Raw genomic sequence first — 20,026 nt, 5'->3', positions numbered from 1 at the left:
TCGTCTCGATGAGCACGCCGATCCCGACTCCGTACGAAGACCTGCTGCGCGACGTCCTCGCGAACGGCAGCCACAAGTCCGACCGCACCGGCACCGGGACGCGCAGCGTGTTCGGCCGCCAGCTCCGGTTCGACCTCGCCGAGGGCTTCCCGCTGATCACGACCAAGCGGGTGCACTTCAAGTCGATCGCCTACGAGCTGCTGTGGTTCCTGCGCGGCGAGAGCAACGTCGGCTGGCTGCGCGACAACGGCGTCACCATCTGGGACGAGTGGGCCGACGAGCGCGGCGAGCTCGGCCCGGTCTACGGCGTGCAGTGGAGGTCGTGGCCGGCGCCCGACGGAACCCACATCGACCAGATCCAGCAGGTGATCGACACGCTGCGCAGCAACCCGGACTCCCGCCGGATCATCGTCTCGGCCTGGAACGTCGCCGACATCCCGGACATGGCCCTCGCGCCGTGCCACGCGTTCTTCCAGTTCTATGTCGCCGACGGCCGGCTCTCCTGCCAGCTCTACCAGCGCAGCGCGGACATGTTCCTCGGCGTCCCCTTCAACATCGCCAGCTACGCCCTCCTCACGATGATGGTCGCCCAGCAGGTCGGCCTGGAGCCCGGCGACTTCGTCTGGACCGGGGGCGACTGCCACATCTACGACAACCACGTCGAGCAGGTGACCGAGCAGCTCACCCGCGACCCGTATCCTGCGCCGACGCTGCGGTTCGCACGGAAGCCGGAGAGCGTCTTCGACTACCGGTACGAGGACTTCGTGGTGGAGGACTACCAGCACCACCCCGCGATCCGCGCGGCCGTGGCCGTATGACGCTCGCGCTCAGCCGTTCCGTCGCGCTGATCTGGGCGCAGGCCCACGACCGCGTGATCGGCGCCGGCGGGGTCATGCCCTGGCATCTTCCAGAAGACCTGAAGCACTTCCGCGAGCTGACGGACGGCGACCCCGTCGTGATGGGCCGCCGGACGTGGGAGTCCCTGCCCGAGCGGTTCCGGCCCCTCCCCGGCCGGGTGAACATCGTCGTGACGCGCGATGCGGACTATGCGGCGACGGGCGCGACGGTCGTCCACTCCCTCGACGACGCGCTGAGCACCGCCGACGCCGGCACCGTGTGGATCATGGGCGGCGCCCAGCTCTACACGCAGACCCTCCCGATCGCAGACCGCGTCGAGGTGACCGAGATCGACCTCACCGTCGCGGGCGACACGTTCGCGCCCGCCCTCGGCCCCGAATGGCGCGGCGACCCCGGCCCGTGGCTCGATTCCGCGAACGGGACGCGCTACCGCTTCGTCCGCTACGAGCGCTAGGTCAGCCCCGCCACCAGGTTCACGGTCGCCGCGACGATGACGGTGCCGAACACGTACGACAGCAGTGTGTGCCGGAGGATGGTCCGGCGGATGTACGAGCTGGTGATGTCCGTGTCGGAGACCTGGAACGTCATCCCGAGCGTGAACGAGAGGTACGCGAAGTCGCTGTACTGCGGCGGCTCGTCCTGGTTGAAGTCGACGCCGCCGTTCTTGCGGTAGTAGATCCGCGCGTACCGCAGCGTGTAGAGGGTGTGGACGAGCAGCCAGGACAGCGCGACGCTCACGATGGCGAGCAGCGCGATGGCGAGCTGCGCGCCGCCCTTGAGGCTGCGCGCCTCGACCAGGACCCAGACGACCGCGAACAGGCTGGCCAGTGCAGTGAGGGTCAGGATCAGGTCCACCGTCCGGCGCCCCGGGTCCTCCAGGGTCGCGTGGCTGCGCGTGTCGTACGCGTCCATGCGCCAGACCGTCGTCCAGATCCACACGACGTACACCAGGCAGGCCGCCGCCCAGCCGGTGAGGATCGCGTGGTGCACCACCTCGAAGAAGGAGAGGACGACCGCCACGACGACGCCCACCGCCAGGGCGATGTACAGCTTCATCCGGGTGTGCCCGCGTCCGCGCTTCAGTTCGTCCGTCACACAACGGATGTTCGCACGTCCCGCCAGGGCGCCGAGGCCAGCGCGCCGCTACGATCGGATTGTGACCACCGCTCCCGCACCTCTCGCCGACCTCGACACCGAAGCGCTCCGCGCCGCGCACGCCGACTTCGCGCGCGCCTACGACGAGCTGAAGGCCGCCGGCCTCGCGCTCGACATCACGCGCGGCAAGCCCTCGGCCGAGCAGCTGGACCTCTCGAACGACCTCCTGCGCCTCCCGGACGGCGTCTACCGGGACGCGGCGGGAACGGACCTGCGCAACTACGGCGGCCCGAACGGCCTCCCCGAGCTGCGCGCGATCTTCGCCGACGCGCTGCGGGTGCCGGTCGCCCAGCTCCTCGCGCTCGGCAACTCCAGCCTCACGGTCATGCACGACACGGTCGCGCAGGCGCTGCTGCACGGCGTGCCGGGCGGGGACCTGCCGTGGAGCCACCAGCCGATCAGCTTCCTCGCCCCGGTGCCCGGCTACGACCGGCACTTCACGATCTGCGAGCGCTTCGGCATCCGGATGATCGCCGTGCCGATGAACGACGACGGCCCCGACATCGCGACCATCGAGACGCTGCTGGCGACCGACGACAGCATCAAGGGCATGTGGTGCGTGCCGGTGTACTCCAACCCCTCCGGCGCGGTCTACAGCGAGGAGGTCGCGCGCGCTCTGGTGTCGCTGGACGCGGCCCCGGACTTCCGGCTGTTCTGGGACAACGCCTACGTCGTCCACCACCTGAGCGACGAGCGGCCGGAGCCGATCGACATCCTGGCGCTGGCCGCCGAGGCCGGCAACCCGGACCGCCCGCTGATCTTCGCCTCCACCTCCAAAGTCACATACCCGGGAGCAGGCGTCGCCTTCATCGGCGCGTCGGAGGCCAACATCGCCTGGTTCCAGCGCAACTCGGCCGCGCAGAGCATCGGCCCGGACAAGCTCAACCAGCTCCGCCACGTCCAGTTCCTGCGGGATGCCGAGGGCCTGGCAGCGCACATGGAGAAGCACCGCGCCATCCTGGAGCCCAAGTTCGCCGCGGTGGACGAGGCGTTCCGGGCGCGGCTGGAGCCGTGGGGCGCCGGCTCGTGGAACGCGCCGCACGGCGGCTACTTCGTCAGCCTGGACGTACTCGACGGCTGCGCCAAGCGCGCCGTCCAGCTCGCCAAGGAGGCCGGCATCGCGGTGACGCCCGCCGGGGCGACGTATCCGTACGGCGAGGACCCGCGCGACGCGAACATCCGCATTGCGCCGACGTTCCCGCCGCTGGCCGAGCTGCGCGCCGCCCTCGACGGGTTGTGCACGGCCATCCTGCTCGCCGAGACCGAGGCGCTGCTGGCCGAGCGGAACTGACGTGACGTCCTGGGTCGTCCGCCCGAGCGTGGAGGCCGACTGGACCGCGTACCGCGCGATCCGCCTGGAGATGCTCGAGGACACGCCCATCGCGTTCCTGGAGACGCTGGCCGCGGCCCGGCTGCACCCCGACGAGCACTGGCGGCGGCGCGCGGCGAACACGTCGCCGAGCAGCCGGCTGTTCGCCGCCGTCGCGCCCGACGGGCGCTGGCTGGGGACGATGGGCGGCTTCCACGCGACCGGGTCCCCCCACCCACACCTGGTCGGCGTCTACGTGACGCCCGCCCAGCGCGGTCGCGAGCAGGGCGTCACCGACGCACTCCTCGACGCGGTGATCGACTGGGCACGCCTGCGCTCCGGCCGGCTGCTGCTCGAGGTCCACGAACACAACGCCGCCGCCATCCGCTACTACGAGCGCCGCGGCTTCGCCTTCACCGGCCGCACGCAGCCGTACCCGCTCGACCGCACGGCCCTCGAACTCGAAATGTCCCGACCTCTGACGTAGCCGGAGGACATCCGGCTCCCGCAACGGCGTGCCGACGGGTAACGGAGGACATCCGGGCTCGGTTGGCCGGGAACTCCTCCGTTAGCGGCGGCACCGGAGGGACCGGGGAACCGGGGGCTACCCGAGTGCTGCTGCCAACGGAGGAGTTCGGGCCCACGGAGGCCCGGATGTCCTCCGCGAGCTGCGTTTGGAGGGAGCGGCGAGCCGAATGTCCTCCGTTAGCGGCGGCGAGCTCTGCGAGCAGGCGCAGTAACCGGGGGCCTAGCGCCAGTGTCGCCAGCGGAGGAGATCGGCCCACGCCGCCAGCGTGTCGGCAGTCAACGGAGGACATCCGGGGTCGTGTGGGTGGGATGTCCTCCGTTGCCGCCGGCCGGAGGCGGGGGTAGCGGAGGAGTTTGGGGGTGGGGAGGGCCGGATGTCCTCCGGTGGCTGCGTTTGGGCGGGGCCGGGAGGTGGATGTCCGTTAGCGGCGGAAGCGGAGGGCCAGCTCGGCGAGCAGGCGGGCGCCGTAGCCGGTGGCGCCCTTGGAGCGCCAGGCGTCGTCGGCGTCGGCGTGCATCGTGCCCGCGATGTCGAGGTGCGCCCACGGCGTCTCGCCGACGAACTCGCGCAGGAACAGCGCGGCCGTCGTCGCGCCCGCATACGGGCCGCCGACGTTGGCGAGGTCGGCGATGTCGGAGTCCAGCAGCTTGCGATAGGCGGCCTCCAGCGGCAGCTGCCAGACCTTCTCGTCGGTGCTGCGGGAGGCCGCCACGATCGCGTCGGCCAGCCCCTGGTCGGACGCGAACAGCGCCGCCCTGGCCGGCCCCAGCGCCAGCAACGCACCGCCGGTGAGGGTCGCGATGTCCACGACGGCGTCGGGCTCCTCCTCCGTGGCGAGGACGAGCCCGTCCATCAGCACCAGGCGCCCCTCGGCGTCGGTGTTCTTGACCTCCACGGTCGTGCCGCCGCGCGCCGTGAGCACGTCGCCCAGCTTGTACGCGGAACCGGACGGCATGTTGTCGGTGCACATCAGGAACGCGGTGACCATCGTCGTGCAGCCCAGATCCCGGAGACTGGACAGCGCGCCGAAGATCGCGGCGGCGCCGCCCATGTCCATCTTCATCAGCAGGTGCATCGGGTCGGACGGCTTGAGGCTGATGCCGCCGGAGTCGTACATGATGCCCTTGCCGACGAACGCCAGGTGCCCGGTCGGCTCGTCCGGGACATAGCGGAGGCGGATCATCCGCGGCTCCTCCGCGCTCCCGGCGTTGACGCCGAGCAGCCCGCCGCAGCCCAAGTCGACGAGCTGCTGCCGGTCGAAGACCTCGACCTCCAGGCCGAAGTCGCCTGCCAGCTCCAGGGCGAGCTCGCCGAAGTCGGTGGCGGTCAGATGGCCGGGCGGCGTGTTGGCGAGGTCGCGGGCGATCGCGGCGCCGCGGGCGGTGACCGCACCGGCGGGGAGGCCGTCGGCCACGGCCGAGGACGGCTCCTCGTCCACGAGCAGTTCGAGCCGGGTGAGCTCGGTCACCGTCGGCGCCGACTTCAGCTCGGAGTACCGGTAGCGGCCGAGCAGCGCGCCCTCCGCCACCACCTGGCCGACGCGCTCGGGAGGGACGGCCCCCGTCACCGGCAGGCGCAGGCCGAGCGCGGCCGACGACGACGCCGCGCGGGCGAAGGTGGCGGCGAGGTCGCGGACGGCGTCCGCCGTCAGGTCCTCCGGGTCGCCCGCGCCGACCGCGTAGAGCAGCGGAGCGGCCTCGGTCGGGATCAGGAGGGTCTGGCCGGCCTTGCCCTCGAACCCGGCGCGCGTGAGCGCGTCCCGGTCGAGGCCGAGGTCGGCGTCGACCGGACCGTCCGTGCCCACGGCGATCCCGATGGCATCGAGCCCGGGCGCGAACGAGGTCACCGCCTCGAAGCCGACGACGTGCTCCGGCCGGTACGACGGAACAGGTGTGAAGGACGCGGGGATGAGCCTGCGCACCGCCGATGTCATCTCAGACCTCCCCGAATCCGCTCTCGACCAGGTCGACCAGGGCGTCGACCGCGGCCTCCCCCTCGCTGTCCGGCGACGCGATGGAGGCCGTCGCGCCCGCGGTCAGCCCGAGCGACATCACGCCGAGCAGGCTCTTGGCGTCCTTGCCGTTCACGGTCACCTTCACCGGGAAGGTGTTGGCGAGCTTGACGAACTCGGCGGCCGGCCGGGCGTGCAGGCCCTGCGGGTTGCGCACGAGCACCTCGCGCGTGTAGCCGTCCGCGCCGCGCACGGCGGCAGACGCCTGGGGCGTGGAGGCCTCGGCGACCGGCGCCGGCTCCGCGTCGGCCCACGCCGAGCGCGCGCCCTCCACGGCGGCCGCGACCCCCGCGAGGTCGGCTCCGGTCTCCGCGGCCACGGCCGCGGCGACGCCGCCCTCCACGAAGGGTCCGTCGACGACGCGCACGCGCGCGCGCTCGTCCTCCGGCAGCATGTCGAAGACGGTCTCCGCGGTCAGCAGCGCCGAGCCCAGATCGCTGACGACCACGACGCCGGAGCCCTGGTCGGCCTCCCCCACCGCGGTCATCACCTTGCCGAAGCTGGTGCCGATCCCGTCGTCGTCCGTGCCGCCCGCCGCCAGCAGCGTCACCGACGGCGCCATCTGCCTTGCGAGGGCGACGGCGCCGGCGGCGAGCTGCGAGCTGTGCGAAACGAAGACGAGCCCGACGCGCCCATCCGGATCCGCGGTCATCCGGCCGCCTCTGCGGCGGCCCGCAGGATGAGCGCGGTCGACTGCGCGCCCGGGTCGCGGTGGCCGGCCGAGCGCTCGCCCAGATAGCTGGCGCGGCCTTTGCGGGCGACCAGCGGGATCGTGGCGTCGGAGCCCTGCTCGGCCGCCGTGGCCGCCGCGTCGAGGATCGCGACGGGGTCGGACCCCGCGGCGAGCGCGGCCGAGGCCGCGTCCACCGCGGGGGTCCAGGCGTCGATCATCGTCTTGTCGCCGGACTGCGCCTTGCCCCGGGACACGATGCCGTCGCGCGCTGCCGTCAGCAGCGCGACCAGGGTCTCCCCGTCGATCGGGTCCGCGTCGCCGACCGGCTCGGCCGCCTTGAGGAAGGCCGTGCCGTACAGCGGGCCGGAGGCGCCGCCGACCGTGGAGATCAGGGTCATCGCCACCGAGCGCAGCGCCGCGGACGGCGTCGCGTCGGCGGGCAGCTTCGCGAGCGCGTCCACGGACGCGCGGAAGCCGCGGTCCATGTTCTCGCCGTGGTCGCCGTCGCCGATCTCCCGGTCGAGCGTGTTCAGCTCACCCTTGTGCTCGCCCACGGCCGTCGCCGCAGCCGAGACCCAGGAGGTGACCCAGTTCGTGTCCAGCGCCATCAGCGCATCCTTCCTCGTGTCGTATCCGGTAGTGGAGCGTACGCCGTCTCAAACGCCCCAGCGGAGCGCGGCCGTGTGCACCGGCGCGTCCCACAGGGCGGTCAGCTCGTCGTCCAGCTTCAGCACCGTGATCGAGGCGCCCTGCATCTCCAGCGAGGTGACGTAGTTCCCGACCAGCGACCGGCCAAGGACGATCCCCTTCTCGTCGAGGATCTCCGCCGCACGCCGGAACAGGATGTAGAGCTCCGAGAGCGGCGTGCCGCCCATGCCGTTGACGAACAGCAGCACGGTGTCGCCGGACGAGAACGGCAGGTCGGTGAGGATGGCGTCCATCATCCGGTCCACCAGGCGGTCGGCCGGCTCGAGCTTGATCCGCTCGCGGCCCGGCTCACCGTGGATGCCGACGCCGAACTCGATCTCGTCCTCCGGGAGCACGAAGCCGGGCTCGCCCGCGTGCGGGACGGTGCCGTCGGTGAGGGCGAGGCCGATCGAGCGCACGTTGGCGTTGACCTTCTCGGCCACCGCGGTGACGGCGTCGAGGTCGTCCCCACGGTCGGCCGCCGCTCCGGCGATCTTCTCCACCAGCACGGTGCCGGCGACGCCGCGGCGACCCGCGGTGTAGAGGGAGTCCTGGACCGCGACGTCGTCGTTGGTGACGACGGCGCGCACCGTGATGCCCTCCGCACCCACCAGGTCGGCGGCCGTCTCGAAGTTCAGCACGTCGCCCGTGTAGTTCTTGACGATGTGGAGCACCCCGGCGCCACCGTCCGCGGCCTTGGTGGCCTCCACGATCGGCATCGGCGTCGGCGAGGTGAAGACCTCACCGGGAACGGCGGCGTCCAGCATGCCCTTCCCCACGAAACCGGCGTGCAGCGGCTCGTGGCCGCTGCCTCCACCGCTGACCAGGCCGACCTTGCCGCGCACCGGGCCGTCGGCCCGGGAGACGAAGCGGGGGTCCTGCGACACCGTCACGATGTCCGCGTGAGCCCGTCCGAACCCCGCGAGGGACTCGGTCACGACGTCGGGTACGTCGTTGATGAGCTTCTTCATCGAAAACCCTTCCTTCCACTTGCTGTCAGTGCGTCGCCTCGACCCATTCCTCGAGCTTCGCGGCCGCAGCCCCGGAGTCGATCGCCTGGGCGGCGACCGCCATGTGCGAACGGAACCGATCCAGGATGGACACCTGGACCCTCGACGGGTCGGACGCGAGCTCGAATGACACGAGCCCGGCCGCCGCGTTGAGCAGCACGATATCGCGCACGGGGCCCTCCTGGCCCGCGAGCACGGCACGCACGACAGCCGCGTTGTACGCGGCGTCCTTCCCGAGCAGGTCCTCGATCCTGGCGCGCGGGATGCCCAGATCGCGCGGATCGATGTCGTGCTCGGTGACGAGGCCCCTGGAGACCTCCCAGACGTGGCTGTGACCGGTGGTCGACAGCTCGTCGAGGCCGTCGTCGCCGCGGAAGACCAGCGCGGTCGCGCCGCGGGTCTGGAACACGCCGACGATCAGCGGGATGCGGTCGAGCGTCGCAACGCCGACCGCCGACGCCTCGGGACGCGCCGGGTTGCACAGCGGCCCGAGGAAGTTGAACACGGTCGGCACGCCGAGCTGCGAGCGCACAGGCCCCGCGTTGGCGAAGCCCGGGTGGAACGCGCTGGCGAACGCGAACGTGATCCCGGTGCTCTTCAGCACCTCGGCCACCCGCTCCGGCGGAAGTGTCAGGTCGATGCCGAGCGCGGCCAGCACGTCCGACGACCCGGACGACGAGCTGGCCGCCCGGTTGCCGTGCTTGATGACCGGCACTCCGGCCGCCGCGGCGACGATGGAGGCCGTGGTCGAGACGTTCACGGTGCCGAACCGGTCGCCCCCCGTCCCGACGATGTCGAGCGCCATCGGGTCGACGGGCAGCGGGACCGCGTGGTCGAGGATGGCGTCGCGGAAGCCGACGATCTCGTCCACGGTCTCGCCCTTGGCCCGCAGAGCGATGAGGAAAGCGGCGAGCTGGGCCTCCGTGGCCTCGCCCGACATGACCTGGTCCATCGCCCACGCCGCGTCCGCCACACTCAGGTCCTCGCGGGCCAGAAGGGAGGTGAGCACGGACGACCAGGACTGCTTTTCCGTCATACAGCGATCCTATGGGGAGGCGACACGCCACGGGGAGCCGCCCGTTTGTACCAGGTTCACGGCGGCACTTTCCTGAATCGAGGCATATTCGTGCCTTTCAGGTGAGAAAACCACGGCTTCTTTTCAGCCATAATGGGTTTTGTGACGAGCACCTCCATTTCCCCTGCAACGAGTGCGCCGGCGATCAACCGGCCCAATGTCGTGGCCGTCGGCACGATCGTCTGGCTCGGCTCCGAGGTGATGTTCTTCGCGGGTCTGTTCGCGATCTACTTCACGCTCAAGTCGACGTCGCCCGATCTGTGGGCCGCCGAGACGCAGCACTTGAACATCCCGTACGCGGCCGTGAACACCACGATCCTCGTGCTGAGCTCCGTGACCTGCCAGATGGGTGTGTTCGCCGCCGAGCGCCTCCAGCCGCGGCGCACGGGCGGTGTGCTGCAGTTCTGGAAGTGGGGCCTCGTCGAGTGGTTCGCCCTCTCCTACGTCATGGGCGCCATCTTCGTCTCCGGCCAGGTGCTCGAGTACGCCACGCTCGTCTCCGAGGGCATCTCGCTCGACGCCAACGCCTACGGCTCCGCCTTCTATCTGACGACCGGCTTCCACGCCCTCCACGTCACCGGCGGCCTCATTGCCTTCCTGCTCGTCATCGGCCGCGCGTTCGCGGTCAAGACCTTCGGCCACAAAGAGGCCACGAGCGCCATCGTCGTGTCGTACTACTGGCACTTCGTCGACGTTGTGTGGATCGGACTGTTCGCGGTCATCTACCTCATCCGATAGATCAACAGGAGCTGACCTCACCTCATGCGTCCCCGCGTCCCCGGCACCCAGAAGTCCCGCGCAGCAGCGCCATCGCGTAACGCGAAGGCCGCGCGCAAGACCGGTCGCCGCCACCCGCTCGCCACCGTCGCCCTGCTCGCCATCGGCCTCGGCCTGACCGGCGGAGCCTACGCCGCGTTCACCACCACCACGGCCTCCGCCGACACCCCGCAGGTCCAGACGGCGAGCAAGTCGTCGGTCTCGCAGGGCGAAAAGCTCTTCCAGGCCAACTGCGCCACCTGCCACGGCATGTCCGCCCAGGGCACCGTCAACGCGCCGTCGCTCATCGGCGTCGGCGCCGCCGCGGTCGACTTCCAGGTCGGCACCGGCCGCATGCCCATGCAGATGCAGGGCCCGCAGGCCCAGGAGAAGCCGGTCCAGTTCTCGAACGAAGAGGTCGCGGCCCTGGCCGACTACGTCGCCTCCCTCGCTCCCGGGCCGTCGATCCCCGAGCAGACGTTCCTCGACGGCAAGGGCGACGCCGCCAACGGCGCCCAGCTCTTCCGGATCAACTGCGCGATGTGCCACAACGTCGCCGGCGCCGGTGGAGCCCTCACCGAGGGCAAGTACGCCCCGCCGCTCACCGGTGTGAGCGCCAAGCACATCTACGAGGCCATGATCACCGGCCCGCAGAACATGCCGGTGTTCAACGACCTGAACATCTCGCCCCAGGGCAAGGCCGACATCATCACGTACCTCAAGTACATCCAGAACAACCCGTCCCCGGGCGGCATCGAGCTCGGCTCGCTCGGCCCGGTGGCCGAGGGACTCTTCCTCTGGATCTTCGGTCTGGGCGCCATCGTGGCGCTGACCGTGTGGATCACGGCGAAGTCCAACTGACCGTTCTGTCGTACTTGTAGAAGCAGCACAGCGTAAGAAGGAGAACAATGGCACAGGACGAGAACGGCGGTCACGAGCTGACGCCCAGTTCGTCGGCCGTCGACGTGCACCGGACCGGCGACCCCGGCACCGCGATCGTCATCCGCGATGCCGTCGAGAACCCCGGGTTCCCGCCGCACCGGCAGCGGGTGACCGACCTCGACCCCACGAAGGAGCGGCGCGCCGAGCGCACCGTCTACACGCTGTTCTACCTGTCGATCGCGGGCTCCGTCTGGGCGGTCGCCGCCTACATGGCGTTCCCGATCAACGCCGGCGACCCGGGCTCGGTCCGCCTGAACAACCTGTTCATCGGCATCGGCATCACCCTCGCTCTCCTCGCGATCGGCATCGGCGCTGTGCACTGGGGCAAGGCCCTCATGCACGAGAAGGAGGGCGTCGACCTCCGTCACCCGGTGCGCGGCTCCGAGCAGACCACCGAGCGTGCGGCGGAGATCTTCCGCCAGGCCGACGAGGAGTCCGGCTTCAACCGCCGCGTGCTGATCCGCAACAGCCTCATCGGCGCGCTGATCGCGTTCCCGCTGCCCGGCGTCATCCTCTTCCGCGGCCTGGCGCCGCAGGGCGTCGACCCGGCCGAGCTGCTGTCGCAGACCATGTGGGCCCAGGGCATCCGCCTCACCCGCGACCCGTCCGGCACCCCGATCAAGGCCTCCGACGTCACGCTCGGCAGCGCCTTCCACGTCATCCCCGAGGGCCTCAACGACGCCCCGGACATGCTGGAGCAGAAGGCCAAGGCGGCCGTGCTGCTCATGCGCCTCAAGCCCGAGGACCTGCACGTCTCGCAGGGCCGCGAGAACTGGAACTACGACGGCATCGTCGCCTACTCCAAGATCTGCACGCACGTCGGGTGCCCTGTGGCGCTCTACGAGCAGCAGACCCACCACCTGCTGTGCCCGTGCCACCAGTCGCAGTTCGACATCACGCACGAAGCGCAGGTCATCTTCGGACCGGCGAAGCGGCCACTGCCGCAGCTGCCGATCACCGTTGACGCCGACGGTTACCTGGTCGCCCGCAGCGACTTCCACGAGCCCGTCGGCCCGAGTTTCTGGGAGCGTCATTGAGCACCTCGACCGCCGCAGCCCCTGCGGCACCCACCACGGCCAAGAGCGGCGGCTTCACCGCTGCCGCCGCCAACTACATCGAGGACCGCACCAGCATCTCGGGCGCGGTCAAGGAGTTCGGGCGCAAGATCTTCCCGGACCACTGGTCCTTCCTGCTCGGTGAGGTCGCCCTCTACAGCTTCATCGTCATCCTGCTGACCGGAACGTTCCTGACGTTCTTCTTCCAGGCGTCGATGGCGGAGGTCGTCTACAACGGCTCCTACGTGCCGCTCAAGGGCATCCATATGTCCGCGGCGATGGAGTCGACCCTCAACATCTCGTTCGAGGTGCGCGGCGGCCTGCTCGTGCGCCAGATCCACCACTGGGCGGCGCTGCTGTTCGTGGCCGCGATCGGCCTGCACATGCTCCGCATCTTCTTCACGGGCGCGTTCCGCAAGCCGCGCGAGCTGAACTGGGTGATCGGCTTCACGCTGTTCATCCTGGCGATGGCCGAGGGCTTCACCGGCTACTCGCTCCCGGACGACCTGCTCTCGGGCAACGGCCTCCGGATCATCGACGGCCTGGTCAAGGGCCTCCCCGTCGTCGGCACCTGGATCTCGTTCCTGCTCTTCGGCGGCGAGTTCCCCGGCACCGCGATCGTCGGACGCCTGTACACGCTGCACATCCTGCTGCTGCCCGCTCTGGTGGTCGCGTTCATCGCGCTGCACCTCGTGTTCGTGGTCGTCCACAAGCACACGCAGTACGCCGCTCCCGGCCGCACGCAGGGCAACGTCGTCGGCTACCCGGTCCTGCCGGTGTACGCGGCGAAGGCCGGCGGCTTCTTCTTCATCGTGTTCGGTGTCATCGCGCTCATGGCGTCGTTCTTCACCATCAACCCGATCTGGAACTACGGCCCGTACGACCCGTCCCCCGTGTCCGCCGGCACCCAGCCCGACTGGTACATCGGCTTCGCGGACGGCGCGCTGCGTCTGGTCCCGCCGGGCTGGGAGTTCGTCTGGCTGAACCGCACCTGGTCGTTCAACATCATCGTCCCCGTCGCCATCCTCGGTCTCTTCATCGTGACCGTGATGATCTACCCCTTCATCGAGGCGTGGGTCACCGGCGACAAGCGCGAGCACCACATCCTGGACCGTCCGCGCAACGCGGCCACCCGCACGGCCATCGGCGCCGCCGGCGTGACCTTCTACGCGGTGTTCTGGGCTGCGGCCTCCTCGGACATCATCGCGACGCACTTCAAGCTCACGATGGAGGGCGTCATCCACACCCTCCAGGCCCTGCTCTTCGTCGGCCCGGTCGTGGCGTACTTCCTCACCAAGCGCATCTGCATCGCGCTGGCGAAGAAGGACCGCTCGATCGCCCTGCACGGCTACGAGACCGGCCGCATCGTGAAGCTGCCGGGTGGCGAGTTCATCGAGGTGCACGAGCAGCTCAGCGACTACGAGCGCTGGCGCCTCATCAGCTTTGAGGCGTACGAGCCGCTGATGATCCGCCCGAACAAGCGCGGCAAGATCACGGCAGGCACGCGCATGCGGGCGAGCCTGTCGCGCTGGTTCTTCGAGGACCGGCTGGTCCCGCCGACCCGCGCAGAGCTCGAGTCGGGCCACGGCCACCACTGATCCAATGTGAGAGCGCCGGTGCAGCTTCTGCACCGGCGCTTTCGCGTATCCGCGTCCCCTCGCTCCCGACCTTCCTGGAGGCCCCTGTGCCCGACCTGACCCGGCTCGCGTCCTGGCTGCGCTGCCCCGTCTGCGGACAGGACCTCGAGCCGGTCGACCGCCTCACGCTGGGCTGCGCCGCCGGACACCGGCACGACGTCAACAAGCGCGGGTACGTGTCCCTCCTCGGCGGCGGGAGCAAGTTCGTCGGCGACACGGCCGAGATGCTGGACGCCCGGGACACGGTGCTGGAGGGCGGAGCGTACGCGCCGATCGCCCGGGCGCTGGCGGCGGCCGTCGCACCGGCGGAGCGTGTCCTGGATGCGGGAGCCGGCACCGGCTACTACCTGCGCGCGGTGCTCGTCGGCTCCCCCGGCGCGGTCGGGCTGGCCATGGACCTCTCCCCCGCGGCCGTCGCCCGCGCCGTGCGCTCGTCGCCGGACGTCGACGGCCTGGTGGCCGACACCTGGCGGCCGCTCCCGGTGCGTACGCACAGCGCGGATGTGGTGCTGGACGTGTTCGCGCCCCGCAACCTCCCCGAGTTCCACCGCGTCCTGCGGCCGGGCGGAACGCTCGCGGTCGTCGTGCCGCGCGTCGACCACCTCACGTCGCTGCGGGCGGCAGGAACCATGCTCGACATCCCGTCCGACAAGGCGGAGGACGTCATCGTGGCCGCAGAGCCGCTGTACGCCCCGCTGACGCGCGAACCGGTGTCGTACGAGCTAGCAGTCGACGACGCCCTCCGGGCCGCCCTGGCCGGCATGGGGCCGTCCGCCCGCCACGCGGCGGCGGCTCCCGCCGCGACCGACGCGACCACCGTCTCGGTCGACGTCCTCACCTTCACCGCCCGCTAGCCCGCGCCGCCGCGCGACCGCGGGGACCCAACACGCCGCTGCGCCAGCCGCGACGCGGCGCGTTGCGTCCCCTGGACGAACCAACTGGCAGGACACGCCGCCCGACGCGCCCTCCGGGCGGCGTGTTCTGTCAGATAGATCGCGGCACGACGTCGGCCGCCGCGCGAACGAGGGGACGCAACACGCCGCCGCGCCAGCCGCGATGCGGCGTGTTGCGTCCCCTAGACGAACCAACTGACAGGACACGCCGCCTGTTGCGCCCTCCGGGCGGCGTGTCCTGTCAGGTAGGTGGGGGGACGACGAAGGCCGCCTCCCTGAGGGAGGCGGCCTTCGTGTGGTGCGTGCGGGTCAGCGCGCGAAGTAGCCGCGGTAGTACTCGTAGACCCAGCCCACGATGGAGACGACGCTGAAGGCCACGCCGATGAAGCAGATCCAGAAGCCGACCGCGAGGCCGAGCATGACCAGCGCGGCGCCGGTCGCGAGGGCCACCGGCCACCAGCTCCACGGGGAGAAGTGGCCGAGCTCGGGGTCGCCGTCGTCGATGTTCGCGTCGAGGAGGTCCTCCGGCAACTCGCCGCCCTGGGCGGAGTGCGAGCGGCCGACATAGAACGCGATGAACGCGGCCAGGATGGCGCTCAGGGTCAGCGCGACGGTGCCGACCCACTCGACCTTCATGTGCATCGGGTCGAGCAGGCTCCACAGCGTGTAGACGATCGCCGAGAGGATGAAGAAGACCGACAGAATCCAGAAGAGGATGGAATTGGCTCTCATGGGTCACTTCACCTTGTTGTTCGAGAGGTCGAGCACCGGGGCGTCCGGGGCGTCCTTGCCGCCGCCGACGCCGATCGGGATGCCGGCCTCGGGGTGGTTGAGGTCGAACGCCGGCGACTCGGAGCGGATGCGGGGGATCGACGTGAAGTTGTGCCGCGGCGGCGGGCAGGAGGTCGCCCACTCGAGCGAGCGGCCGTAGCCCCACGGGTCGTTGACCGTGACCTTCGGGGCGTTGCGCGCCGTCAGGTAGACGTTCACGAAGAACGGGATCATCGAGACCGCCAGGATGCCGGCGCCGATCGAGGAGACCTGGTTCATCCAGGTGAAGCCGTCGGCGGGCGAGTAGGTCGCGTACCGGCGGGGCATGCCCACGACGCCCAGCCAGTGCTGGATGAGGAAGGTCGTGTGGAAGCCGATGAACAGCAGCCAGAAGTGCCACTTGCCGAGACGGTCGTTGAGCATCTTTCCGGTCCACTTCGGCCACCAGAAGTAGAAGCCGGCGAACATGGCGAACACGACGGTGCCGAACACGACGTAGTGGAAGTGCGCCACCACGAAGTAGGTGTCGGAGACGTGGAAGTCGAGCGGCGGCGACGCGAGGATGACACCGGTGAGGCCACCGAAGGTGAAGGTGATCAGGAAGCCGATCGACCACAGCATCGGGGACTCGAAGGTCAGCGAGCCGCGCCACATCGTGCCGATCCAGTTGAAGATCTTCACGCCGGTCGGGACCGCGATGAGCATCGTCATCAGCGAGAACCAGGGCAGCAGCACCGAGCCGGTCACGTACATGTGGTGCGCCCACACGGTGACGGACAGGGCCGCGATGGAGATCGTTGCGTAGATCAGGGTCTTGTACCCGAAGATCGGCTTGCGGCTGAACACCGGGAAGATCTCGGACACGATGCCGAAGAACGGCAGCGCGATGATGTACACCTCGGGATGGCCGAAGAACCAGAACAGGTGCTGCCAGAGCAGCGCCCCTCCGTTTGCGGCGTCGTAGATGTGGGCGTCGAACACGCGGTCGGCCGCGAGGGCGAACAGCGCGGCGGCGAGCACCGGGAAGGCCATGAGCACGAGGATCGAGGTGACCATCGCGTTCCAGGTGAAGATCGGCATGCGGAACATGGTCATGCCCGGCGCGCGCATCGTGATGATGGTCGTGATGAAGTTGACCGCGCCGAGGATGGTGCCGAAGCCGGAGAGGCCGAGGCCGAGCACCCAGAGGTTGCCGCCGATGCCCGGCGAGAAGGTCGTGCTCGACAGGGGCGCGTACGCGAACCAGCCGAACGACGCCGCACCCTGCGGGGTCAGGAAGCCGGCGACCGCGATCAGCGAGCCGAACGAGTAGAACCAGTACGCCAGCGCGTTCAGCCGCGGGAAGGCAACGTCGGGCGCGCCGATCTGGAGCGGCATCAGCACGTTCACGAAGCCGGCGAAGAGCGGCGTCGCGAACATCAGCAGCATGATCGTGCCGTGCATCGTGAAGAGCTGGTTGTACTGCTCCTTGGTCTGCACCACCGCGAGACCCGGCTCGAAGAGCTGGGCGCGGATGATGAGGGCCATCACGCCGCCGATGAGGAAGTAGATGAACGACGAGATCAGGTACATGTACCCGATCGTCTTGTGGTCCGTCGACGTGATGTAGTTCACGAGGATGTTGCCCTTGCGCTCCACACCGTTGGCGGTGAGGAGGGTGGGCTTCGGAGCGGGCGCGGTGGTCGCTCCGGGCGCCGGTGCTGTCGTCGTCATGCGTCTGTCCTACTCGTTGCCGGAATCACTCGTTGCCCGTGGGGGCGCCCGTGCCGGGCAGGTTGTTGTTGCGGTCGTACTGGGACCCGAGCTGGCCCGTGAAGCCCTTGTCGCGGAGCGACTGGATGTGGGCGTCGTACTCGCTCTGCGACACGATCTTCACATTGAAGAGCATCGCCGAGTGGTACTCGCCGCACAACTCCGCGCACTTGCCGACGAACGTGCCGGTGCGGCCCGTGGTCGAGAAGTACATGTAGTTGGTCTTGCCGGGGATGACGTCCTTCTTGTAGAGGAAGGCCGGCACCCAGAAGGAGTGGATCACGTCGCGCGAGTCGAGCTGGACCGTGATCTTCTTGTTCTCCGGGAGGTACAGCGTGGGGATCTGGCTCTCCTGGACGGAGCCGGGCGTGGCGTTCGTGTCGCTCGGCTGCGCCTGGATTCCCGGGTCGTACACGTTGTCGGTGACGTAGTTGAAGTCCCAGGCCCACTGCTTGGCGTACACCTGGATCTTGAGGTCGGGGTGCGCGTACGGCTGCTCGATGGCGTTCTGGTCGCGCGCGGTGAAGGCGAAGAAGCCGAGCACCAGGATGAGCGGCACGATCGTGTAGAAGATCTCGATCGGCATGTTGTAGCGCAGCTGCACCGGCAGTCCGGTCTGTCCCTTGCGGCGGCGGTACACGACGACCGCCCAGAGGATGAGGCCCCAGACGATGATGCCGACGATGAGCAGGACGATCCAGCTGGTCACCCAGAGGCCGCTGATGCGGTCGGTGTGGTTGGTGACGGGCTGCTGGCCCTCGACGAAGCCCGGCAGGAATCCGTGGAGCTGGGCCTGCGTGCAGCCCGCGAGGACGATGGCAAGTGTCGCTGCGATCGGGATTGCAACCCATCGGAAACGGCGATTGTGACGCACCGGTGACCTTTCGAGAGACTCGGGGACAGTTCACATGCAACTGTATGTGGCGTTCTCTACCCTACTCCGACGGACACCCGGTTTCGAACACAAAGGGCCGCCCACACGGGGCGGCCCAGAGCTGTTTTTTGTGTTATGTGACGCTCAGTGGAACGAGTCCCCGCAGGCGCAGGAGCCCGTCGCGTTGGGGTTGTCGATCGTGAAGCCCTGCTTCTGGATGGTGTCCTCGAAGTCGATCGTGGCGCCGTCCAGGTAGGGCACGCTCATCTTGTCGACGATGACCTCCACGCCGTCGTAGTCGACGGTCGCGTCCCCGTCGAGCATGCGCTCGTCGAAGTACAGCTGGTAGATCAGGCCGGAGCAGCCGCCGGGCTGGACGGCGACGCGCAGACGCAGGTCGTCGCGGCCCTCCTGCTCGAGCAGGCTCCGGACCTTGCCCGCTGCGTTGTCGGTCAGGCCGACGCCGTGGGCCTTGGTCGCGGTCAGCGCTGTGTCGGTCATGGGGCTCCTTACACGTTCTTCAGGACTCGATTGCGAAATCTGGGTCGATTGTACGTCCCATTCCCGCGAACTCGCTCAGTTCCGGGCGTCCAGGCGCGCGAGCAGCAGCGCCTCGGCGAGGATCGCCCTCTTGAACACCCCGAGGTGGAGCGACTCGTTCGGGCTGTGGGCGCGGGTGTCCGGGTCCTCGACGCCGGTGACCAGGATCTGCGCAGCGGGGAACTCGCGCACGAGGTCGGCGATGAACGGGATGGAGCCGCCGATGCCGGTCTCGACCGCTTCCGCGCCCCACGCGTCGGTCATGGCGCGCTTCGCCTCGCTCGCCGCCCAGCCGGCGGTGTCGACCAGGAAGGGGTCCCCGGTGTCGACGTCGCTGATCTCGACGTGCGCGCCGAAGGGCGCGTGCGCGCGCAGGTGGCGCTCCAGTGCCTCGTAGGCCTCGGTGGCGCTCTGGCCGGGCGCGATCCGGGCGCTCAGCCGCACGGCGACGCTCGGCAGGAGGGTGTTGGAGGCGTCCACGACGCTGGGCGCGTCGACGCCGGTGATCGTGACGGTCGGCTGGGACCACATCCGGGACAGGATCGGTCCGGTGCCGATCGGGGTCACGCCGGGCAGCAGCGCGGCCTCCTCGCGGAATTGCTCCTCGCTCAGCGCGGGCGGCTCGGCTGCGTCGTCGTGCGAGCGCAGTCCTTCGACCGCGACGGAGCCGTTCTCGTCGTGCAGCGTCGCGAGCAGCGCGACGAGCGCGAGCATGGCGTCGGGGGCGGCGCCGCCGTACATGCCGGAGTGCGACGCGTGCTCCAGCGTGGAGACCGTGAGCTTGAAGGTCACGTTGCCGCGCAGCGACACGGTGAGGGCGGGCGTGTCGATATCCACGTTGTCGGAGTCGGCGACCACGATCACGTCGGCGGAGAGCGCCGACTTGTTCTGCTCCAGGAAGTTCGCGAACGAGCGGGAGCCGAACTCCTCCTCGCCCTCGATGAAGACCGCGAGGCCGAGGTCGAAGTCGGCTCCGAGGGTGTCCACCAGCGCGCGGACGCTGGCGACGTGCGCCATCACGCCGGCCTTGTCGTCGGCGGCGCCGCGGCCGTAGAGCCGGTCGCCGCGCACGGTCGGCTCGAACGGCGGGGTGTCCCAGTTCTCGGCGTCGCCCTGCGGCTGGACGTCGTGGTGGGCATAGAGGAGGACGGTCGGGCGGCCGTTCTTCGCGGCGCGCGTCGCGAGCACGGCCGGCTGGCCGAGGGCCTCGCCCGCACCGGTCGACGGCCCGGAGATCGGCGCCTGCTTGATCTCGACGCTCTCGAACGCGCCGGTGTCGCGCAGCAGCTCCGCCACGGCCTCCGCACTCTTCCGGACGTTCCCCGGATCGTAGGCGGTCCACGAGACCGAGGGGATGCGCACGAGGCGCGAGAGCTCGGCGATGGTCGACGGGAGGCCGGTCTCGACGGAGGAGCGGATGCGCTCCTCCACCTCCGGCCGGTCCCCGGCTGCGGATCGGCCGGAAGGAGTCTGCTGGGTGTCTGTCATGCGGGTAATCT

At 69.7% G+C, this 20,026-nt stretch carries 20 protein-coding genes; 9 read left to right on the top strand and 11 right to left on the bottom strand.

Going from position 1 to position 20,026, the window contains the following annotated elements; translation table 11 throughout:
- Positions 1-8 precede the first annotated feature (8 nt).
- Positions 9-818 (top strand): thymidylate synthase, encoded by an 810-nt coding sequence (locus ACFRFH_RS17935; RefSeq protein WP_382464346.1) that lies wholly within the window; start codon positions 9-11, stop codon positions 816-818.
- The gene (locus tag ACFRFH_RS17930; RefSeq protein WP_382464345.1) at positions 815-1,312 is read left to right on the top strand and encodes a dihydrofolate reductase; all 498 of its coding nucleotides are present in this window, start codon (positions 815-817) and stop codon (positions 1,310-1,312) included. The genes ACFRFH_RS17935 and ACFRFH_RS17930 overlap by 4 nt, the downstream gene beginning before the upstream one ends.
- Here ACFRFH_RS17930 and ACFRFH_RS17925 read toward each other — a convergent pair.
- Positions 1,309-1,953 (bottom strand): DUF1345 domain-containing protein, encoded by a 645-nt coding sequence (locus tag ACFRFH_RS17925; protein WP_382464344.1) that lies wholly within the window; start codon positions 1,951-1,953, stop codon positions 1,309-1,311. The two genes, ACFRFH_RS17930 and ACFRFH_RS17925, sit on opposite strands and share 4 nt — an antisense overlap.
- A 61-nt stretch (positions 1,954-2,014) precedes the next feature.
- Between ACFRFH_RS17925 and ACFRFH_RS17920 the strand changes: the two genes are divergently transcribed.
- Positions 2,015-3,304: an aminotransferase class I/II-fold pyridoxal phosphate-dependent enzyme gene (locus ACFRFH_RS17920; protein WP_382464343.1), complete on the top strand. Its 1,290-nt coding sequence runs from the start codon at positions 2,015-2,017 to the stop codon at positions 3,302-3,304.
- 1 nt (position 3,305) lies between these two features.
- On the top strand, positions 3,306-3,809 hold the full coding sequence (locus ACFRFH_RS17915) for a GNAT family N-acetyltransferase (protein ID WP_382464342.1): 504 nt from the start codon (positions 3,306-3,308) through the stop codon (positions 3,807-3,809).
- Positions 3,810-4,272: 463 nt separating this feature from the next.
- Here ACFRFH_RS17915 and ACFRFH_RS17910 read toward each other — a convergent pair whose 3' ends face one another.
- Genes ACFRFH_RS17910 through trpD form a run of 5 tightly spaced genes read right to left on the bottom strand, consistent with a single transcriptional unit; the run spans position 4,273 to position 9,268 of the window.
- A complete protein-coding gene (locus ACFRFH_RS17910) occupies positions 4,273-5,784 on the bottom strand; it encodes a leucyl aminopeptidase (protein ID WP_382464341.1) in 1,512 nt (503 codons plus the stop codon).
- Position 5,785: 1 nt separating this feature from the next.
- Entirely contained in the window at positions 5,786-6,514 is a 729-nt protein-coding gene (gene dhaM / locus ACFRFH_RS17905; RefSeq protein WP_382464340.1) for a dihydroxyacetone kinase phosphoryl donor subunit DhaM, read from the bottom strand.
- Complete coding sequence (gene dhaL, locus ACFRFH_RS17900) at positions 6,511-7,143, bottom strand: dihydroxyacetone kinase subunit DhaL (protein WP_382464339.1); 633 nt, start codon at positions 7,141-7,143, stop codon at positions 6,511-6,513. Before dhaL ends, dhaM begins: the two co-directional genes overlap by 4 nt.
- Before the next feature lie 48 nt (positions 7,144-7,191).
- Positions 7,192-8,193: a dihydroxyacetone kinase subunit DhaK gene (gene dhaK / locus ACFRFH_RS17895; RefSeq protein ID WP_382464338.1), complete on the bottom strand. Its 1,002-nt coding sequence runs from the start codon at positions 8,191-8,193 to the stop codon at positions 7,192-7,194.
- A gap of 25 nt (positions 8,194-8,218) precedes the next feature.
- Positions 8,219-9,268, bottom strand: coding sequence for an anthranilate phosphoribosyltransferase (trpD, locus tag ACFRFH_RS17890; protein ID WP_370053951.1), 1,050 nt, complete (start codon positions 9,266-9,268; stop codon positions 8,219-8,221).
- 132 nt (positions 9,269-9,400) lie between these two features.
- Here trpD and ACFRFH_RS17885 point away from each other — a divergent pair, with 132 nt between their 5' ends.
- From ACFRFH_RS17885 to ACFRFH_RS17865, 5 genes are all read left to right on the top strand, one after another.
- On the top strand, positions 9,401-10,045 hold the full coding sequence (locus ACFRFH_RS17885) for a heme-copper oxidase subunit III (protein WP_382464337.1): 645 nt from the start codon (positions 9,401-9,403) through the stop codon (positions 10,043-10,045).
- A gap of 24 nt (positions 10,046-10,069) precedes the next feature.
- Positions 10,070-10,924, top strand: coding sequence for a c-type cytochrome (locus tag ACFRFH_RS17880; protein ID WP_382464336.1), 855 nt, complete (start codon positions 10,070-10,072; stop codon positions 10,922-10,924).
- Positions 10,925-10,971: 47 nt separating this feature from the next.
- On the top strand, positions 10,972-12,042 hold the full coding sequence (locus tag ACFRFH_RS17875; protein WP_382464335.1) for a Rieske 2Fe-2S domain-containing protein: 1,071 nt from the start codon (positions 10,972-10,974) through the stop codon (positions 12,040-12,042).
- Entirely contained in the window at positions 12,039-13,658 is a 1,620-nt protein-coding gene (locus ACFRFH_RS17870; protein ID WP_382464334.1) for a cytochrome bc complex cytochrome b subunit, read from the top strand. The genes ACFRFH_RS17875 and ACFRFH_RS17870 overlap by 4 nt, the downstream gene beginning before the upstream one ends.
- Before the next feature lie 86 nt (positions 13,659-13,744).
- Complete coding sequence (locus ACFRFH_RS17865; RefSeq protein ID WP_382464333.1) at positions 13,745-14,551, top strand: methyltransferase domain-containing protein; 807 nt, start codon at positions 13,745-13,747, stop codon at positions 14,549-14,551.
- A 348-nt stretch (positions 14,552-14,899) separates the two neighbouring features.
- Here ACFRFH_RS17865 and ACFRFH_RS17860 read toward each other — a convergent pair whose 3' ends face one another.
- The 5 genes from ACFRFH_RS17860 to ACFRFH_RS17840 all read right to left on the bottom strand — a co-directional run bounded on the left by ACFRFH_RS17860 (position 14,900) and on the right by ACFRFH_RS17840 (position 20,015).
- On the bottom strand, positions 14,900-15,322 hold the full coding sequence (locus tag ACFRFH_RS17860; protein WP_382464332.1) for a cytochrome c oxidase subunit 4: 423 nt from the start codon (positions 15,320-15,322) through the stop codon (positions 14,900-14,902).
- A gap of 3 nt (positions 15,323-15,325) precedes the next feature.
- Complete coding sequence (gene ctaD, locus ACFRFH_RS17855) at positions 15,326-17,074, bottom strand: cytochrome c oxidase subunit I (protein WP_382464331.1); 1,749 nt, start codon at positions 17,072-17,074, stop codon at positions 15,326-15,328.
- 25 nt (positions 17,075-17,099) lie between these two features.
- Positions 17,100-17,987 (bottom strand): cytochrome c oxidase subunit II, encoded by an 888-nt coding sequence (gene coxB, locus ACFRFH_RS17850; RefSeq protein ID WP_382464330.1) that lies wholly within the window; start codon positions 17,985-17,987, stop codon positions 17,100-17,102.
- Between the two features lie 144 nt (positions 17,988-18,131).
- On the bottom strand, positions 18,132-18,488 hold the full coding sequence (erpA, locus tag ACFRFH_RS17845) for an iron-sulfur cluster insertion protein ErpA (RefSeq protein WP_382459996.1): 357 nt from the start codon (positions 18,486-18,488) through the stop codon (positions 18,132-18,134).
- A 75-nt stretch (positions 18,489-18,563) separates the two neighbouring features.
- Positions 18,564-20,015 carry a dipeptidase gene (locus tag ACFRFH_RS17840; protein ID WP_382464329.1) on the bottom strand — a complete coding sequence of 484 codons (1,452 nt, stop codon included), beginning with the start codon at positions 20,013-20,015 and terminating at the stop codon, positions 18,564-18,566.
- Positions 20,016-20,026: the final 11 nt, after the last annotated feature.

It is taken from the genome of Leifsonia sp. NPDC056824 (assembly GCF_042789575.1).
Lineage (GTDB): Bacteria > Actinomycetota > Actinomycetes > Actinomycetales > Microbacteriaceae > Leifsonia.
Note: the sequence above shows the minus strand (reverse complement) of the source record. Positions and strands in the feature narration are given on the sequence as shown.

Excerpts from the sequence above, each read along its gene's own strand:
- ACFRFH_RS17875 (WP_382464335.1), top strand. The coding sequence starts at position 10,972 with ATGGCACAGGACGAGAACGGCGGTCACGAGCTGACGCCCAGTTCGTCG.
- ACFRFH_RS17840 (WP_382464329.1), bottom strand. The coding sequence starts at position 20,015 with ATGACAGACACCCAGCAGACTCCTTCCGGCCGATCCGCAGCCGGGGAC.
- ACFRFH_RS17930 (WP_382464345.1), top strand. The coding sequence starts at position 815 with ATGACGCTCGCGCTCAGCCGTTCCGTCGCGCTGATCTGGGCGCAGGCC.
- erpA (WP_382459996.1), bottom strand. The coding sequence starts at position 18,488 with ATGACCGACACAGCGCTGACCGCGACCAAGGCCCACGGCGTCGGCCTG.
- ACFRFH_RS17880 (WP_382464336.1), top strand. The coding sequence starts at position 10,070 with ATGCGTCCCCGCGTCCCCGGCACCCAGAAGTCCCGCGCAGCAGCGCCA.
- dhaL (WP_382464339.1), bottom strand. The coding sequence starts at position 7,143 with ATGGCGCTGGACACGAACTGGGTCACCTCCTGGGTCTCGGCTGCGGCG.
- ACFRFH_RS17885 (WP_382464337.1), top strand. The coding sequence starts at position 9,401 with ATGGGTTTTGTGACGAGCACCTCCATTTCCCCTGCAACGAGTGCGCCG.
- ACFRFH_RS17935 (WP_382464346.1), top strand. The coding sequence starts at position 9 with ATGAGCACGCCGATCCCGACTCCGTACGAAGACCTGCTGCGCGACGTC.
- dhaM (WP_382464340.1), bottom strand. The coding sequence starts at position 6,514 with ATGACCGCGGATCCGGATGGGCGCGTCGGGCTCGTCTTCGTTTCGCAC.
- ACFRFH_RS17860 (WP_382464332.1), bottom strand. The coding sequence starts at position 15,322 with ATGAGAGCCAATTCCATCCTCTTCTGGATTCTGTCGGTCTTCTTCATC.
- ctaD (WP_382464331.1), bottom strand. The coding sequence starts at position 17,074 with ATGACGACGACAGCACCGGCGCCCGGAGCGACCACCGCGCCCGCTCCG.
- dhaK (WP_382464338.1), bottom strand. The coding sequence starts at position 8,193 with ATGAAGAAGCTCATCAACGACGTACCCGACGTCGTGACCGAGTCCCTC.
- trpD (WP_370053951.1), bottom strand. The coding sequence starts at position 9,268 with ATGACGGAAAAGCAGTCCTGGTCGTCCGTGCTCACCTCCCTTCTGGCC.
- ACFRFH_RS17910 (WP_382464341.1), bottom strand. The coding sequence starts at position 5,784 with ATGACATCGGCGGTGCGCAGGCTCATCCCCGCGTCCTTCACACCTGTT.